This is a genomic window from Bacillus sp. UNC41MFS5, assembly GCF_000686805.1.
Map to the genome: position 1 here is coordinate 181,564 of NZ_JMLP01000010.1, position 16,668 is coordinate 198,231.

Below are 16,668 nucleotides of genomic sequence, written 5' to 3' on the forward strand. Positions count from 1 at the left end.
CTGACCACTCCTATTCATCTACATCCTTTTTTTCAACACCTTTATGCTTAGGAAAAAGCTGTTTGTCTATAGGACGATTTGTTTCTGGCCTGTAGGATAAATATTGTGACGGAAATTTAAAAATACTGTATCCAAAGTCTTTCCACCTAAAGGGATAGACGGGAGTAAGGTAGGGCCTCCCAATGGTAGTTAATCTTAAAAGGTGAATCAGAATAAAACAAAACGAAAACATAATCCCAATCCCCCCCCACATACCAGCTAAAATAATAATTGGAAAACGAACCATCCGAACGGCAGTACCCATTAAATAGCTAGGTGATGTAAAAGACCCAAGGGCACTGAGTGCAATAATGATAATTAAGATATTACTTGTAAATCCTGCTTGTACCGCTGCCTGTCCGATGACGATACCACCAACGATACCCATTGTTTGACCTACTTTAGTAGGCAACCTTGCGCCTGCCTCCCTTAAAAGTTCGATGACAAATTCTAAGAGAAAGGCTTCGAGGACTGGTGGAAACGGAACATTTGCCCTTGATTGACCAAGTGAAATGAGCAGGGCTGATGGGATAACCTCATAATGGTAGGTCAGTACAGCCACATAGGCAGGGGTTAATAAGACAGATAAAAAAATCGAAATAATCCGCAGCATCCGTAAGAAAAAACCCATATTCCAACGCATATAAACATCTTCTGTTGATTCAAAGAAGCTAAGAAAAGGTGTTGGACCATAAATAGCAGACGGGGACCGGTCCATTAATACTGCCACACGCCCCCTCATCAAGGAAAGAGTGACCCGGTCTGGCAGTTCGGTTGACATAATTTGCGGGAAAATCGTCCAACTATTATCTTCGATTAATTGCCCCAAGACCGTTGTATCCGGTATGTAGTCATAATCTAAATCCGTGATCCTCTGCCGAAAGGTACTCACATTTTCTTCATCAGCGATATCCTTAACATAGACAAGTTTTCCAGGGGTCTTCACCCTTTTTCCAATCGTGATATCTTCCATACACAATTGTGGATCTTTTAAATTACTCCTTATAATATTTAAATTACCTATAAGAGATTCTGTAAAAGAAATCTTCGGCCCATATACAAGCGACTCAGTTTCTGCCTTTTCAAGCGATCTTTCCACCGTTGAACCGACATTGGCAAGTATTCCGTAAGGTTCACCATCAATATAAATGTACGATTTTCCTTCTATTAATGAGGAAACAACTTCTTTTAATTGATTGGCAACAGAAAGTTCTGCAATCGGCAAGATTTGTGCAAGACTTTCCGTTGTCCATTCATTTTGTGTACTTTGCTGGACAGGTGACAAGAGAAATTCATCAAAGCTAGTTTTATCAATGAGGCTACTTAAAAAACAAAAGACAATTTTCTTCCCATTCTTTTTAAGGGTGCGAAAATTCAGGTCTGAACAATCGCCTATCTCTGTTTCCAACTCTGATTTAAGATCATCCACATTTAAACTATGCGGCTTCTTATCCTCTGATTGTTTACTATCTGACTTTTTGTTTTCTGATTTCCGCTTAAACATAAGCAACACCTTAACCATTCAATTTTTTTTATCTTTACCAGAACATCTAATATTATCCAAAAGAAAAAAAGAAGGGTGTCAGGCACCATGTGAAAAATTCACATGGTGCCTGACACCCTTCTATTGATAAATTTATTCAAAATAATACATTAAGGCGATTGTACCTGGTCCTGTGTGGGTACTAATTGTTGGCCCTGTATAATCAATGGATATATCATTATAGTTTGTTAAATCCGAGATCGCTTCCTTTAATTTCGATGAGAGTTCGATAGCTTCAGCGTGTACAATGCCAGCACCCATGATGGTTTTCCCATTCACATCTTCCGCAAATTGTTTTGCCAAATATTTAACTACTTGGGAATGACTTCGAACCTTGGCAACGGGGTTGTATTCAGCCCCTTCAAGTGAGGCAATGGGCTTGATATTAAGTAACGAACCTATAAAGGCCTTCCCCTTACCGATCCGGCCGCCCTTCACCATGTTTTCAAGTGTATCGACCATAATATAAAGTTTGGTATTTTCACGTATCTTGTCTAGGCGTGTTAAGATTTCCTCGATACTCTTCCCCTGCTTCGCCATTTCCGCTGCTTCCTTGACCTGGAACTGGAGAGCCAACGAAATAAACATCGAGTCAACAACGGTGACTTTTGTTTTCGTCATCTGGGCAGCACTTTCGGCGGAACGAACGGTACCGCTCATTTTGCCTGTCATGTGAATCGATAAAACCTCATATCCTTCTTCGCCAAGTCGGTCATACACTTCAAGAAAAGTTCCAGCAGAAGGTTGCGAACTTTTCGGTAATTCCTCAGACTTTTTCATCACTTCTATGTATTCAGCAGGATCTATATCCACTCGATCTAAGTAAGATTCTCCATTTATCGTTACGGACAATGGTACTACTACAATACCAAGTTTTTCGGTCATATCTAATGGCATGTCCATTGTTGAATCGGTTACAATTTTAATTTTGCTCAAAACAGTCACTTCCCTACCAGTACTGCTTTGTATTATACAGTTAAGTGCAGTGGAAAGGAATAACATACATCACTTTTGATGACTTTTTAAAATTAGGCTGTGTTTAACTTGTCTGTTGATTTCCGTTCCAGGCGCTTCGCTTTCCGCGGGCGTGCCGAGGAGCCTCCTCGGCGCTTTTAGCGCCTGCGGGGTCTCCCCTGCCCCGTACTCCCGCAGGAGTCTTCGCGCCTTCCACTCCAATCATCAGAGTGGCTAAATCAACATTTAACCTTAACACAGCCTAAAATTAAAGAGCATCGCCGGAGGAACCCTGCGATGCTCAGAATGCATTAAGCGTTATTCTTTAATTCTCCTATTTTAAATAAGCGTTCATAATCAGGCCATTTCATGATATTTTTCAAATAATCTTTAAAGGAATAGCATTTTTTCAAGCTTTTTTCCTCATAGAGCGACGTAGCATACGTCTGTAAACGGACTTGGATCATAAATTTATAAGTGCTATCTTCCTCCAATACAGGAATTTCAATAATTTTAACCTTCTGTCCAATATCATTTTTGAACTCTAGGCTCTTGAATAACAAAATATCAATCCTCTTTTTCACCCGTTTGTGTATATTATACACCCAAAACTGTTCGAATTGTGTCTTATTCTGCTTGGATTAAGAAATATTTATGAATTATTTCCTAGTCGATAGTTATTACCCAACAATAAAAACGGCATTGAGGATGGTTTTAAGAAGGAGACTTTCATGAGTATCGCAACTACATAAATTTTCAGTCATGGATGAAAGAACAGAACAAAGGCTAAAAATATGCCCCCATTCCTAATGGAATGAGGGCTCATTTTTTTGCTATTACAGCATATTTACGCTTCGACCATCTCTTCTGTTTCCTCTTCCTGCTGCTTTTTTAACCGTTTACGGTAGACAAATTTCGATAAGTTAATACTGATTTCGTAAAGCAGTAAAAGTGGTACTGTTACCACAAAATCAGACATAAAGTCCGGTGGTGTAATAACAATCGCTATAATAATAAGTACGAAGTAGGCATATTTTCGAATTTTTGAAAGAACAAACGGATTAATGATTCCCAGCGAAGTTAAAAACATGACAACAACTGGAAGTTCAAACAATACCCCGAATGGCAGGGTCATGTTCAAGATAAAGCTAAAATATCTTTCGGCTGTGAAATTTGTGACAAACATATCTTTGCCTATGTTCACTAAAAAGTCCAACACCATTGGGAAAATGACAAAATATCCAAAGGCTAGACCGATAATAAATAAGAAAAATAAGGCCGGAACGTAGGAAAGGGTTATTCTTCTTTCAATCGGTTTCAATGCTGGTCTAACAAACAGCCAAATTTGTAAGGCGAGGACAGGAATGGTTCCTGCCACGGCAATAACGGTTGCCAGCATGAAATATATCCACATAATATCACTAGGGCCGAGAACTAGTAGTTTTTCATTTCCAACAAACCATTTATAGATATCATCAACATAAATAAAACCTACAATAAAAAAAACTACAAAGGCAAGTGCAGAAATAATAATCCGTTTGCGCAGTTCTTCTAAATGATCCACTAAATTTAATTCTCTATCATCCATGTACTTCCCCTGCCATTATCAAAAGATTAAAAAAGAGCACGTGCTTGTACTCTGAGTAATACAACTTCATCTATGATTATATACGAAATGTACCATAAAATTCCTTAGTCAACGTTGAATATTTTTCATAGGGTAAATTTAAAGAAGAAAGGTGTAAGACAGAAATCTCACACCTTATTTAGTCAAATTTTTCTTTTCTTCATCAATGTCATTCATTACATCATCTGTGAGTTCACGTGTGGACTTTTTAAATTCCTTTAAGGTTTGTCCGAACGCACGGCCGATTTCTGGAAGTTTCTTAGGTCCGAATATAATTAATGCAAGTGTTAAAATCAAAATCAATCCGGGTACTCCGATATTTGAAAACATGGATGTACATCCCCTTTAATTGTTTATTATTGCTACTATGATTATATTACCTAAATTCCAATTTAGGTAATTTATCATCAATAGTTCATAGTAATTTCACAATATCCATTAAAAATAACATCTTTGTGATATTTAGTATTTCTTATCACATTATAAATTACTACTGATAATTTAACAATTACAACGTAATGAAGTCAATGATAAATTATTAATTACACATTTGACTTTCTATCATAAATTCTAAACTCATAATCATACGGATTTTTATTATCTCTTAGGCCTTTTTCATTAGACACTAGTTCCCAATCGCTTGAATCAAATTCAGGAAAAAACGTGTCTCCTGCAAATTCATCATGAATAAGCGTAATGTAAAGACGATCCGCGAATGCAAATGTCTCTTTGAATATTTCAGCACCGCCAATCACAAAGATTTCATCGTTTTGTTTCTGGCAATACGTGACAAACTCCTCAACAGATGTAAAAACCGTACAATCTTCACTGCGATAATCATCTTGGCGAGTGATTACAATATTCTCTCTGCCTGGAAGAACACGGCCAATGGATTCATGCGTTTTTCTTCCCATCGCAATGGGATGGCCCATGGTAACCCGCTTAAAGAACTTTAAATCCTCGGGTAAATGCCAAGGCAGTTGATTTTCTTTCCCAATCACTCTATTTTCGTCCATCGCGACAATAAAGGAAATCATACACTAACCACTCCTTTAATATGGGGATGTGGGTCATAGCCTTCAAGTGTAAAGTCTTCAAACTCAAAGGAGTAGATATCTTTTACGGACGGATTTATTTTCAGGACAGGCAAGGCACGAGGTTCTCTCCCCATTTGTAACTCTATTTGTTCAAGATGATTCTGATAAATATGAACATCACCGAATGTATGGATGAATTCGCCTGGTTCAAGGTTACATACCTGAGCGATCATCATCGTCAGAAGCGCATAAGATGCAATGTTAAACGGAACACCCAGAAAGACATCAGCTGACCGTTGGTAGAGCTGACAGGACAATTTTCCGTCTGCTACATAAAATTGGAACATGCAGTGGCACGGCGGCAGCGCCATGTTATCAATTTCCGCCACATTCCAAGCATTAACGAGCAGTCTTCTGGAATTAGGATTCGTTTTGATTTGGTCGATAAGTTCGCTAATTTGATCAACGGTATTACCGTTGGCCCCCGTCCAAGAACGCCATTGGTGACCATATACAGGACCTAATTCTCCGTTTTCATCGGCCCACTCATTCCAAATCCGGACGCCATGCTCCTGTAAATACCGTACATTGGTATCACCGTTTAAAAACCAAAGCAGTTCATAGATAATTGATTTTAAATGCAGTTTTTTCGTAGTCATTAACGGAAACCCTTCCGCTAAGTTAAATCTCATTTGGTATCCGAAGGTGCTAATCGTTCCCGTACCTGTTCGGTCGCCCTTTACGGTTCCATTTTCAAGGACATGCTTACATAATTCTAAATATTGCTTCAACCCGGACCACTCCCTTATTTGAACATATTTATTTATTTTAACAATCAGGGACCGATTAGGGAAGTGATAGCTGTTTCATAAATTCAAATGTTTTCGGTGCTTTCGTCCGTAATAGTTCTTTCGAATCTGTATTTAAATAGTACATTGCGAATGTCTCTGCAAAATATTCTTCTGGATATTGAAAATAACTGTTTCCCGGAAACAATTGTTCATGTTCCGTTTCCCACATATTCAAAAATTCTTTTGAACCACTAATTTCATTAAACACATAGTAATCGATAGAATGCGCCAATTCATGTAATTCCAAATTTATCGAGCCGTGACCTTGTCCTTTTTCACTAGCACCAATTTTAACCAATACCACCTTAGAACCGCCAATCCCAGGGACATCATCCCAGGTTACATTATTGGCATATCCCCTTGGGATTTTCCCTTTCAGGTGACTTGCTGTCGGATTATCTGTAAGTTTTCCAGTAAAAAGATTTAAAGTGATTCCATTGTTTTTTATTTTTTCTAATATAGAGTCGGGGATCAAGCTAATTCGATTAATCATTTCGGCAGCTTCTTTTTGATCAAAATTATTCTTTGGCAAGACAATAATTTGATCGAGAAGTGATAATGATTGATCAACCTTAAGTGATTGGTAGAGTACTGTATTCGTAGAATAATTTCCAAGCCAAACACCATCATAGGATGCTTGCGAAGTAGTGATTGAGGATAGAAACAAACTAGTCAATAATACTGTAACGATAGTTTTTCGCACCCTATCATCCCCTTGTCATTCATAGATTACTTGAATTATAACATGGGAACGTGAATGCACGATTTGGAAATTATAAGGAATTTCTGTATAAAAAAAGAAGAAGCTGCCGATAACAGCAGCTTCTCAAATTTACACTTCTAAACCATAATTTCGGCAAAGGGCTGCTAATCCACCTGCAAAACCGCTGCCAATTGCGTTAAATTTCCAATCACCATTATGACGATAGAGTTCACAAAATACGACGGCTGTTTCTACGGAAAAGTCCTCACCAAGATCAAAGCGCAAGACCTCATTATCCGTATCTTCATCAACAAGACGAACAAAAGCGTTGGAAACTTGACCGAAATTCTGAAATCTGGCCTCCGCATCATGAATGGTTACTGTAATGGCAATACGCTGAATATGTGATGGGACTTTACTGAAGTCAATCTTAATTTGCTCATCGTCGCCATCACCTTCACCCGTTCGATTATCCCCAGTATGTTCAACCGAACCTGAAGGATGGACGAGCTGATTGTAAAAAATAAAGTCCGAATCGTTAACGACTCTGCCATTCGCGTCAGCTAAAAACGCGGAAGCATCCAGGTCAAAGTCATTTCCGCCATGATACCGATTCGTATCCCAACCCAGGCCACAAATTACTTTCGTTAAGCCAGGGTTGGTTTTTGTTAAATCAATCCTTTGCCCCTTTGACAAGTTAATACCCAAAAGTAATCACCTCTATATGAACATTTTTAACCATAGTTAACTAAAGGAACGAACGACTTCACTTAGGCTAGCTGCATTTGTGCCGCTGCCGATTGCTGCAAACTTCCAGTCATTGCCGTGACGATAAATTTCTCCTGTCACAAGGCATGTTAAACCGCTGTAATTATCTGTTAGGTTGTAGTGTAGTAACTCTTGATTATTCCCTGGATTTACGACCCTAATAAATGCATTTTTAAGCATTCCAAAATGCTGCTTTCTCTTAACACAGTCATAAATATTTACAACGAAAACAAGTTTCTGGATATTGGCTGGAACACGGCTTAAATCAATCATTACCTGCTCGTCATCGCCGTCACCATCCCCTGTTAGATTATCTCCTGAGTGTTGTACACTGCCATCATTGCTTCGTAAATTTCCAAAGTAAATGACATCCTTATTGTTTTGAAGCTTATCGTTTGCACCAAGCATAATAACAGAAGCATCACAGTCCACATTAGCCGCCCCGCCTCCGCCAAATAAACCACCGAATAAGCCGCCGCCACCTCCGCTTTGAACTGGATCCCATCCTAAACCGACCATGATTTTAGATAATCCCGGATTACTCTTTGTTAAATCAACTCGTTGACCTTTTTGTAAATTAATAGCCAAATTAATCACTCCTATTTGAAATTTAGTAAATTTAAGATTGTTTCAACTTTTTAAAGTTATCTTGCAGCTGTTCTAAACGTTTTGTGCCTTCCACCCGCATCCGTTTATTTTCCTCTTCAATGGCCTTGGTTTCCTGCATACCCTTAATTATAATGTTCCAAGATTCTTCAATCGTCTCAATTTTAATGCTTGGACCACCAGCCAGTCTCGCAATATCCGTGCTTTGCTGCGAAATGTTCTGCGCATTCTTAAGAAGCATCTCGTTTGTCCTGCGGTCTAATTCACTCATCGAATCGGCCACTAACTTTTGTCTTTTCGCTGCCATCGCTTGAATTAACCCATTCTTAAATATCGGAATGGTTGTGACAAATGCCGAATTAATTTTGCCAATCAGTTTCGTATTTCCTTTTTGTAAAAGTCGAATCTGAGGAGCTGTTTGCAAAGAAACCATTTTCGCCATTTCCAAATCATAGATGCGCTGTTCCAATAATTCGATGACATTTTTCAAAGAATCCAATTGCATCGAGGCCATCTGATCACCGGCTGCTGTACGGGCTTCAAGCTGTGGAAGTTGATTGTTCTTTAAATCCTCTACTTTTATTTCTCCCGCAACAATATATTTTTCAAGTGTCAAATAGTATTGATAGTTTTGCTCATACATTTGTTCGAGCATATTGGTTGAATCAACCATTTCATGTTGATATTTTGATATTTCTATGTAAACCTTGTCAATTTCAGAGCCCATGGTTTGGTACTTGCCAAACAGCTTTTCGACCATCTTTTCACCCTTCTTAAAGAGCTTCCCGAAAAGTCCGCCTGACGTTTTTTGAAAGTCCTTGGCATCAAATTTATCCATGATGCGGCCCAGTTGTTTAAGAAGTTCCCCTGAGTCCTCTACTTTCGTTGTCCGCATATTATTTAAAATCTGGTCAGAAAAACGGGAAATTTGAACAGCAGGTTCCTTCCCAAACTCTAGCACTTGAATTTGGTCACGTTCATCAATTGTCCGGGCCAAATTTTGAATTTCAGGTTCTTTCCGAAGTGCAAGTTTAATGTCAGAGACTTTTCTGTCTGTGAGGATGTCATCTGCACCTGCTGGCGTTAAACTGCTTGATGGATTAGGCGTAAGATTCACTTATTAATCTCCCCTTAAATTTTTTAAGATTCCTTGGAATAGCCCTTTTTTGAAAATGGATGGTTCCTTAAACTCCAATTCAAAAACAACATCTTCGAGCCAATGCTTATCAAATAATCGTTCATCAAGAAAATTTTCTATATCATTATGGCCAGGAGGATTATACAGGATGATATCGATCCCAAACTGATTTAAAAGTAAAAGCAGGGCTGCATCGGACCTTGACAGCATACCGGCTAATTCATTATTGAAAATGATTAACTTCGGTACATGCTGGGAGTAGTCAAATTTCTCAATCAACTGAATAATCGGTTTAGGCATAAACAAGGCCTGCGTAAATAAATACATTTTTACGTCTTCTATCGTTTCCGTTGGCAGGGGCTTTAAACCCGGTTTATCACATATTCTTCTGACCGCGTTAGCAATTCCTTTTTGTAAGCCTGTGGATAGGAATGAGTAGGGCCAGTAATGGGACTTCATCATGATTTCAGGGTTAATGAAGCCATCCTTACCGTGGGCATTTCGATAATGAAAGCGAAAATCACTGGTGCTTTCCATCGTGATCGGCAAACGACGAATCAGCAAGCTATGTTCTAATTCACTCAGCGCTTGCAAACGGTCCCAGTACTCTTTACGATTCTTACTCACACCCTGAACCTTCGCAAAGATGGAAGGAATTTTAACTTGTCCGTTACCTACCTCAAAATCAGGCCGAATCATGGCTATTTCTTTGCCAAGGATAAAAAGTTCATCATACGTGGTTTTTAACGTTATCGAAGACGGCGTGTAATCCCTTAATTGCCATGGTTTATAAAGGCCAGACCCCTCTTGGTTTAGTATGGTTTCAATTTCCTTGGAGGCTTGGTAAGCAACCGTTGCTTTGCGAGTGCGCTTTGCCTTAGGGAACGGTTCTGCAGGCATCCGATTCGGGAATTCATGAGAGAATATCGGCTCATTCATAATCCCTTCTAGGATATCCTTACCTTCTGGATGAAAAATGACTAGATCGCAGCCAAGCTTTATTAAATAATATAAAAAATATTGGTGACTTTTCTTAAAGTCGCCGTACCACAAAAATTTAGGCAGTTCTGTTAGTGGATCGCACTTTTCTAAAACTGGCTCTAAATGATTGATGGACCATTTCACAAGATCAACTAGGACCCGCCTTAGATCATGGTTTACTAAACCATCTTTTTCAATCTTCGCGAACATCTCTAATGTTGCAATCATCGCTTCACGCAGTTTCCGATGAATAACTGGGACCCTTGATTTTAACAATAGCTGTTCCCCTTCAAGAAAAGCAGTAAATCGGTTGATGGAAAGCTTTTGATCTCGATGAATATTAATGACTTTTTGAATGGATTGAAAGTGATGGTTATTAATCGTCTTATCCAGTGAATCTTCACTTAATAAATGAAGATTCCATTCCGGATTATTCACATACTCAAAGAGCTCGTTATAATAATGGTCTTGGTCGATAGGGGTTCCAAGGAACTTCCCAATTACTTGCCCAATGTGAATGGTGCCATTTTCTAATGAATAATTTGGCCGCTCTGGCAGCGGTTTCTTCAGCAAAGCCTGCCAATTTTCATATGAAAGGGAGACAGGTTGGGCCTTTAACTGATTATATGATGGATTCATTCATAATCCCTTCCCTCTAGAAGCGAAAGCTTTATTTTCAAGCGTTTAGAAAATTATGTAAGGTTTCCATAACATCATATCACAGTTATTTAATTGGTTCATTTGTTTATACGTAACTCCTTAAAAAATGTTTCATACTACAGGTATTTCCCTCATTTTTCACCTTTTTCCTTGTCCTTACATACTATTGAGTACTCACACTAAAGTAGGTGACTCAAATGCGTTTTTTATATAAGCGGCCGCGGATGGAGCAGATACAAGAGGAATTGAATACCGTTATGGATGTAATGGTTTCCGATGTTTTTGTTTATTTAGATTTATTTGTGTTCAGTTTCATCTTTACGTTTCTACTATCTCCAATATTGCAATCATTAGCCTTGTCCGTCCTATTCTGTTTGGGAACGTATAGTTTATTTTCCTGTGTTTATTTTTTCGTTATTACCCGAAAAGAGAAAAAGATTAAACTGTAAGACGGAGCAGTTGTAGAAATTGCTGAATAATCTCTTCCCCTGCACCAACACCCTTATTTTTTGTAAGAGTATAATCATTGGTGCCTGACACCCTTGCCAGTTCACCATGGGCCGGGACAAAACGATAGTGGCAGTTTCTTAGAAAGTCCCAATCTAGTATGGAGTCCCCCGCACCCGCCATTACTTTCATTCCTTCTCGTTTAGAGATAAATTCTAGTGCATCCCCTTTGCTAATTGCACGAGGGATAAAGTAGAGTTTTCTCCCTTGTAAGGAGATTCTCCATCCATTTAGAACTGCCACTTCTTGAATCACTTGGAGATCAGAAGCAGGTGGAAGACTGTTTAAAATGAAATAGAAAAATAAATTCTCCGCCTGCTTCATTTGCCCATCGAATATGAAACCTTCCTTCTTTAGCTTTGAAAGCATAACCTCTTGGGTAACTGATTCCTTAGTCATACGGTTGATAATATGTGTTGACCATTCTGTCAACAACTTACCCTGATAAATAATATTGGCCCCATTTGATGTGATTGCATATTTAATTGGAATGTCATCCTTAAAAATGTGAAAACGGTTAAATTGTTCCGTTGTCCTTGTGGTAACTGGAATAAATAAACTAGTCCTTGCTAACTCTTTTAATGCTGAATAAGATGATTCGATCATATAGGCAACCCATTTATCGTCTTTTTTTTCAACTGGTTTAAGGACGAACTGATCATCATTCCCTAGATCCTCAATCGCCCGTTTTGAATAAACCAATGTACGGTCAAGGTCAGAAGCAAAAATCATACATTACTCCCCTTAACCGATTTAATTAAGCCGCAGCATAAATACTTTAAATTTGGATAATGTACGACTTCAACACCCTTTTCTTCTGCAAGCATCAGAATATGTTTAACAAAGGGACTAGAAGAATCGCGCATCAGAATTTTCCAAGGAACCCTGCGGAGCAAAACTCTTGTTGTTTCGCCAACTCCTGGTTTAATAAAATGGGGGCTACCAATCCCAAATTCAGTTTGAATTCGTTTGACGTCCTCCATCCCTAGGAATCCCGTTTCTACGCTATCGGCAATTATATTTCGAGCTACTTCAGCCGCTTCCTCAGAAATGCTTCCAAATTCCTTACTAATCAAATCAATATATTCGTTGGAAACATCAATGGGAATCAATTCCTGATAATACTTCGCTCCATGGAAATCATCCTTACCGATATATTGATCATTTAAAACTGTTCTGCTTACCAACCCAGATACCGTTGAGTTAAGACATGCACTAGGGATTAAAAAATCTTCCCTTGTTCCAAACAATGTAGTGCAGTAGCCGGGATCGGCAATGACTGCCAATGTATCATCCAGCAGTATCCCATATTTTTTTTGATACTCATGACAGGCTTTTGTCAATTCAATCGAAATGGCCCCTTTACCCGTCCATCCATCAACAAACTGAATTTCAGCATTAGGATGTTGGCCTAAAATGTACTTCAAAGCATTCTCATCGATTCCCCTGTCACGAATGATAGAAATACTATAATGAGGCACTAATACTTGGTAGTTCATGTGTATATATCTTTTTATCAAAATTCCAACTGGTGTTCCTGCACGTGCTAGGGACACGAGGACAGTCTTATCACCTTTCGATTGATAAATTCGTTCGGCCACGATTCCAATGCAAAAGGCCACTTTTTGTTTGTATTCCTTAAGAGTAGACCAGAATAAATCTACATAGGCTTTTGGCGGCTGGTACTCGATTGGTAACGATTCACTGTAGTGAACACCTGATTGAACCTTCATTTCTCGATTCTCTGTGGTATCTTCTAAGGAAATCTCACTTAAATCCTTTAATAGAAATTGAACGTCCTCCGCGTTATAACTTCCGATGCTTGCTGGTTTATTGGTTGTGATTTTCATCTTGTTCCCCTCGATTAGTAGAAAAATAGGCGAGCTTAATCATCTTTATCTGTAATTTTTCCAGTTCTTTCAGGATCGGCAGAAGACTCTCTAGTTCCACTTTTCTTTCCATGAAGATAAAGAGTTCATCGTAGAATCCTGGTGGGATGTTGTAAACATAGTGGGAAATCGATAAGTCTTCCGGATTTGGAAAAGATGCCCCAAACCTTGCCCCATAACCCACTTTGTTTTCGATGAAGATAGGGCTGCGGGTGGTCGATTGATAAAAAACCCCATTTCCCATTAGAGAAGCGAGTTTCATAGGAAGATACATAAACTCTCCCGTTCCTAAGCAAAGAGTCCTACGCCCCGTTCTTTTTTGATTCAATATTGCCGCAGCTAGAGAGGCTTTCTGGTGAAGACAATGGTTGTCTGAACTACTAAGGCCAAATCGACCTGTTTCTTGAATAAATGCTGATTGATTCATTGGGTTATCCACTGATAAGGTAGTGTTTGAAAAATAACACGATAGGTCAACCCATTCTACGGATGTCTTAGCATACTCTTTCCTTTCGATGATTGGCGAGCGGTTCGCTATTTCTCGCATCTCCTTCACCTGGACAGTACCAGTTATCAGACTTACAACATTGATTTTTATACCAAGTTCCTGTTGAACCTGCTGAAATCTTCTTTGATCTTGTTCTGAACGCCAATCCAAAATGGAAACGATCGTATAAACACGTCTCGGGAATTTGCTATGAATGGATTCGATAATATTTAAGGCCGTTTTCCCCGTGGTCAATTCATCATCAACAAGGATAATTTCTCGTTCATTTTGAATCATCTCTAACGGAATATAGCAGCGGTGGGATGTAGCATGAGAATGTTCTTCTTCAAAGGTAATTTCCGGTCTCATCTGCTTGAGTTCTTCCCGAGTGGTGTGAAAGAAATCTGCAGATTGAAAGCAATCAAAGAAGGCATGCCCAAGGGCTGTGGCCGTTTCAGCAAAGCCAATCACTACTGGACTAACATGTTCAGGAATAAACGCCTTACTCTGGTATAATTCTTCTCTTTTAAAGGAGGATAATAGTTTCTCAGTTTCTACATATTTGGTTCCCTTAACGGTTTCTAAATATCTCGAACCTAGGAGAGCAGCAGTCAGCAGCCCTTTATGGGGATTTATGGGTAAGTGTTTACCTAGCACTTTACTTACGAAAAGAAACGAACGCTTCTTATTTATTCTTGCCGCCATGGTAAATAACTCTTGGATTGGCAGCTCATACGGATTATCAGTCACTTCTATCTCAGTCTCAATCGAGTCTAATATATTATACGTATACTTCTTTTTTGATAAGGTCAATGGTTGTGAATTCTTCATGCAGCACCCCGTATAACTTTGATTTTAAGATGGTTTTCTTAGCCCAATAATAGTGAGGTTTAATCTCATTCATTTTATTTGCAAAATTACTTTTCATTACTCCAATTTCTCCTGTTGCTGCTGCTATGATATTGCTGGCATCAATGAATTCTTCGTAGGAAACCACATTAAGAGCTTGAACGACCTTGATATGTGTGGGATGGATAATCGTTTTTCCTGTTAGTCCGTTTGCGATATCCATGAGGATTTCCTGAATTAATCCATCCATATGATCATCAATTAATTTTGCCCGCCATTTCAGCCCTTCATCACCGTATCGCTCACGAAAAGGGGTTTGTCTTAATTGTGGCTTGAGCATTCTTTTTTTCGCAGAAAAATACTCCCATACAGGACCAGAAACAACGTAAGGGCTCTCAAAACGTTGAAAGACATTGATTATATCAGAAATACAATCTCTCAAAACAGCTATATCATACACAGTTGTTTCTGCACTGCGACGTATTCCATATAATCCACAAAAATCTGTCGCTCCAATTCGGACATTTAGAATATGATCCTTGTAGCGATCAAGTAGAGTTTTTATGCTTCTTAATTCTTCCATTCTCGTTTCTTTTTGTATGACCTTGGCTGTCTCCAAAATGGGCATAGCATAAAATGGATGCTGATCCGTATGTATTCTACGTACCTCCAATAATAGCTCTTCCCCCGATTCAGCGCTGAATTTAGGAAGCACCACTCCCGTCAGGAGATGAATGGCCTCAGCTAATTGAGCAGTTACCCGTTTTAACTGCTCAAGATTCCGAATTCGGATAAACATGAGTGGGAGATCCGTATAGCTTAGGAATCCCCTATTCATTTCAGCATGTAACTTTACCAATTCATGAATGAGCATTTCTTCCGCATCAGTTACCTCGTGATCCCCTACAGCATCTTCTAAGTCGATGACAAGAGAGGTTAATCCTTCATGCTTTTTAGAGAGTATTTCTTGATGGATATTTGGGCGTGTCGCTGGCATATAAAGAGTAGCCCCTAACCCATAGGATAGGAGTTCACGGTTTGAATATTTAGTGAATGTCTGAGGTTTTTGAAAGAAGAAGCGTTTGATTTCATCTTGGTAAAAGTATGTAAAAAATTCCATAACCAATTTCTCCTCTTTTAGAGCTAAAAAATAGAGGAGACGGACTCTCGTCAGCTCCCCTTTTTAGTCAATAGTTTATGATTGGTTTTCTTTTGTGGCTTCCTTCTTCTTATTCATGAAGTGAACAATGAAGGTAGCTCCAAATGTTACTGCTAGAATGATAAAGAAATGTAATGATTCAATATGAATATTGAATAACGGTAAGGTTAGAGCCATCTTAATAGAAATAATCAGGATTAAGATATAAGCAGTGGTTTCAAGTTCTGGAATTCTGTCAATTAATGTAAGGAATACACCAGCGACACCACGCATCATTAACACACCAAGGATACCACCTACAAACAGAATCCAAACTTGGTTGCTTACCCCAAAGGCTGCAAGAACGCTATCGACCGAGAAAGCAATATCCATTAATTCAACAGCTGCTACGGTTCCCCAGAAGGTACCAAATAAACGTATTAGCAAGCCGCCTTGATTAATTCCTTCTGCTTCCTCTTCATCATGACCAGAAATGCCTTTACGCTTATCGATGAAATACTTAATCGCTAACCATGCAAGATATGCGGCACCAAGGGCTTTAATGACCCAAAACTTGATTAAGTATACTCCGATTCCAATTGCGATAAATCGGAATATATATGCACCTAATAAACCATAGAATAAAGCTCTTTTCCGCTTTTCAGGCGGCAAGTGTTTAACCATTACGGCCAAAACAAGCGCGTTATCCGCAGAAAGCAAACCTTCTAAAATAATAAGAGTTCCAATAAGTCCCCAGCTGACCGGATCTGCTAATATCTTACCCCACATATCTAAATCAAAAAATTGTGCATATGTGTCCAAGATATGATTAATAACTGACATTTACAAAAATTCCTCCCGAGTTGTTAAAAAGTTTTTTTAAAAAGACCC

At 38.8% G+C, this 16,668-nt stretch carries 19 protein-coding genes; 1 reads left to right on the forward strand and 18 read right to left on the reverse strand.

Annotated elements, in window-relative coordinates:
* Positions 1–10: 10 nt before the first annotated feature.
* From BR30_RS0103710 to BR30_RS0103765, 13 genes are all read right to left on the reverse strand, one after another.
* Positions 11–1,543, reverse strand: coding sequence for a spore germination protein (locus BR30_RS0103710; protein ID WP_026563825.1), 1,533 nt, complete (start codon positions 1,541–1,543; stop codon positions 11–13).
* 132 nt (positions 1,544–1,675) lie between these two features.
* Positions 1,676–2,518 (reverse strand): DegV family protein, encoded by an 843-nt coding sequence (locus BR30_RS0103715; protein ID WP_026563826.1) that lies wholly within the window; start codon positions 2,516–2,518, stop codon positions 1,676–1,678.
* A gap of 103 nt (positions 2,519–2,621) precedes the next feature.
* Entirely contained in the window at positions 2,622–2,795 is a 174-nt protein-coding gene (locus BR30_RS37655) for a hypothetical protein (RefSeq protein WP_155928426.1), read from the reverse strand.
* 52 nt (positions 2,796–2,847) lie between these two features.
* Positions 2,848–3,099, reverse strand: a complete 252-nt coding sequence (locus BR30_RS0103720) for a DUF2535 family protein (RefSeq protein WP_026563827.1) — start codon at positions 3,097–3,099, stop codon at positions 2,848–2,850.
* A 284-nt stretch (positions 3,100–3,383) separates the two neighbouring features.
* Positions 3,384–4,124 carry a twin-arginine translocase subunit TatC gene (gene tatC, locus BR30_RS0103725; RefSeq protein ID WP_026563828.1) on the reverse strand — a complete coding sequence of 247 codons (741 nt, stop codon included), beginning with the start codon at positions 4,122–4,124 and terminating at the stop codon, positions 3,384–3,386.
* 174 nt (positions 4,125–4,298) lie between these two features.
* Entirely contained in the window at positions 4,299–4,493 is a 195-nt protein-coding gene (locus BR30_RS0103730) for a twin-arginine translocase TatA/TatE family subunit (protein ID WP_026563829.1), read from the reverse strand.
* A 212-nt stretch (positions 4,494–4,705) separates the two neighbouring features.
* Positions 4,706–5,200 carry a dihydrofolate reductase gene (locus BR30_RS0103735; RefSeq protein ID WP_026563830.1) on the reverse strand — a complete coding sequence of 165 codons (495 nt, stop codon included), beginning with the start codon at positions 5,198–5,200 and terminating at the stop codon, positions 4,706–4,708.
* A complete protein-coding gene (locus tag BR30_RS0103740) occupies positions 5,197–5,991 on the reverse strand; it encodes a thymidylate synthase (RefSeq protein ID WP_026563831.1) in 795 nt (264 codons plus the stop codon). Before BR30_RS0103740 ends, BR30_RS0103735 begins: the two co-directional genes overlap by 4 nt.
* Positions 5,992–6,046: 55 nt before the next feature.
* The gene (locus tag BR30_RS0103745) at positions 6,047–6,754 is read right to left on the reverse strand and encodes an anthrax toxin lethal factor-related metalloendopeptidase (protein WP_026563832.1); all 708 of its coding nucleotides are present in this window, start codon (positions 6,752–6,754) and stop codon (positions 6,047–6,049) included.
* Positions 6,755–6,883: 129 nt separating this feature from the next.
* On the reverse strand, positions 6,884–7,462 hold the full coding sequence (locus tag BR30_RS0103750; RefSeq protein ID WP_026563833.1) for a TerD family protein: 579 nt from the start codon (positions 7,460–7,462) through the stop codon (positions 6,884–6,886).
* Positions 7,463–7,498: 36 nt separating this feature from the next.
* A complete protein-coding gene (locus BR30_RS0103755) occupies positions 7,499–8,110 on the reverse strand; it encodes a TerD family protein (RefSeq protein WP_026563834.1) in 612 nt (203 codons plus the stop codon).
* 31 nt (positions 8,111–8,141) lie between these two features.
* Complete coding sequence (locus tag BR30_RS0103760; protein ID WP_026563835.1) at positions 8,142–9,245, reverse strand: toxic anion resistance protein; 1,104 nt, start codon at positions 9,243–9,245, stop codon at positions 8,142–8,144.
* A 3-nt stretch (positions 9,246–9,248) separates the two neighbouring features.
* On the reverse strand, positions 9,249–10,886 hold the full coding sequence (locus tag BR30_RS0103765) for a YceG family protein (RefSeq protein WP_026563836.1): 1,638 nt from the start codon (positions 10,884–10,886) through the stop codon (positions 9,249–9,251).
* Between the two features lie 218 nt (positions 10,887–11,104).
* Between BR30_RS0103765 and BR30_RS0103770 the strand changes: the two genes are divergently transcribed.
* Positions 11,105–11,356, forward strand: a complete 252-nt coding sequence (locus BR30_RS0103770; protein WP_026563837.1) for a hypothetical protein — start codon at positions 11,105–11,107, stop codon at positions 11,354–11,356.
* Here BR30_RS0103770 and BR30_RS0103775 read toward each other — a convergent pair.
* The 5 genes from BR30_RS0103775 to BR30_RS0103795 all read right to left on the reverse strand — a co-directional run bounded on the left by BR30_RS0103775 (position 11,346) and on the right by BR30_RS0103795 (position 16,620).
* Positions 11,346–12,146, reverse strand: coding sequence for an HAD family hydrolase (locus BR30_RS0103775; RefSeq protein WP_026563838.1), 801 nt, complete (start codon positions 12,144–12,146; stop codon positions 11,346–11,348). The two genes, BR30_RS0103770 and BR30_RS0103775, sit on opposite strands and share 11 nt — an antisense overlap.
* Entirely contained in the window at positions 12,143–13,264 is a 1,122-nt protein-coding gene (locus BR30_RS0103780) for a cysteine protease StiP family protein (RefSeq protein ID WP_026563839.1), read from the reverse strand. The genes BR30_RS0103775 and BR30_RS0103780 overlap by 4 nt, the downstream gene beginning before the upstream one ends.
* The gene (locus tag BR30_RS0103785; protein WP_026563840.1) at positions 13,245–14,621 is read right to left on the reverse strand and encodes a phosphoribosyltransferase family protein; all 1,377 of its coding nucleotides are present in this window, start codon (positions 14,619–14,621) and stop codon (positions 13,245–13,247) included. The genes BR30_RS0103780 and BR30_RS0103785 overlap by 20 nt, the downstream gene beginning before the upstream one ends.
* Positions 14,572–15,759: an HpcH/HpaI aldolase/citrate lyase family protein gene (locus BR30_RS0103790; RefSeq protein WP_026563841.1), complete on the reverse strand. Its 1,188-nt coding sequence runs from the start codon at positions 15,757–15,759 to the stop codon at positions 14,572–14,574. Before BR30_RS0103790 ends, BR30_RS0103785 begins: the two co-directional genes overlap by 50 nt.
* 75 nt (positions 15,760–15,834) lie before the next feature.
* Complete coding sequence (locus BR30_RS0103795; RefSeq protein ID WP_026563842.1) at positions 15,835–16,620, reverse strand: TerC family protein; 786 nt, start codon at positions 16,618–16,620, stop codon at positions 15,835–15,837.
* Positions 16,621–16,668: the final 48 nt, after the last annotated feature.

Coding starts and splice junctions, on each gene's coding strand:
- BR30_RS0103795 (WP_026563842.1), bottom strand. CDS start 16,620: ATGTCAGTTATTAATCATATCTTGGACACATATGCACAATTTTTTGAT.
- BR30_RS0103785 (WP_026563840.1), bottom strand. CDS start 14,621: ATGAAGAATTCACAACCATTGACCTTATCAAAAAAGAAGTATACGTAT.
- BR30_RS0103770 (WP_026563837.1), top strand. CDS start 11,105: ATGCGTTTTTTATATAAGCGGCCGCGGATGGAGCAGATACAAGAGGAA.
- tatC (WP_026563828.1), bottom strand. CDS start 4,124: ATGGATGATAGAGAATTAAATTTAGTGGATCATTTAGAAGAACTGCGC.
- BR30_RS0103735 (WP_026563830.1), bottom strand. CDS start 5,200: ATGATTTCCTTTATTGTCGCGATGGACGAAAATAGAGTGATTGGGAAA.
- BR30_RS0103780 (WP_026563839.1), bottom strand. CDS start 13,264: ATGAAAATCACAACCAATAAACCAGCAAGCATCGGAAGTTATAACGCG.
- BR30_RS0103730 (WP_026563829.1), bottom strand. CDS start 4,493: ATGTTTTCAAATATCGGAGTACCCGGATTGATTTTGATTTTAACACTT.
- BR30_RS0103790 (WP_026563841.1), bottom strand. CDS start 15,759: ATGGAATTTTTTACATACTTTTACCAAGATGAAATCAAACGCTTCTTC.
- BR30_RS0103765 (WP_026563836.1), bottom strand. CDS start 10,886: ATGAATCCATCATATAATCAGTTAAAGGCCCAACCTGTCTCCCTTTCA.
- BR30_RS0103775 (WP_026563838.1), bottom strand. CDS start 12,146: ATGATTTTTGCTTCTGACCTTGACCGTACATTGGTTTATTCAAAACGG.
- BR30_RS0103710 (WP_026563825.1), bottom strand. CDS start 1,543: ATGTTTAAGCGGAAATCAGAAAACAAAAAGTCAGATAGTAAACAATCA.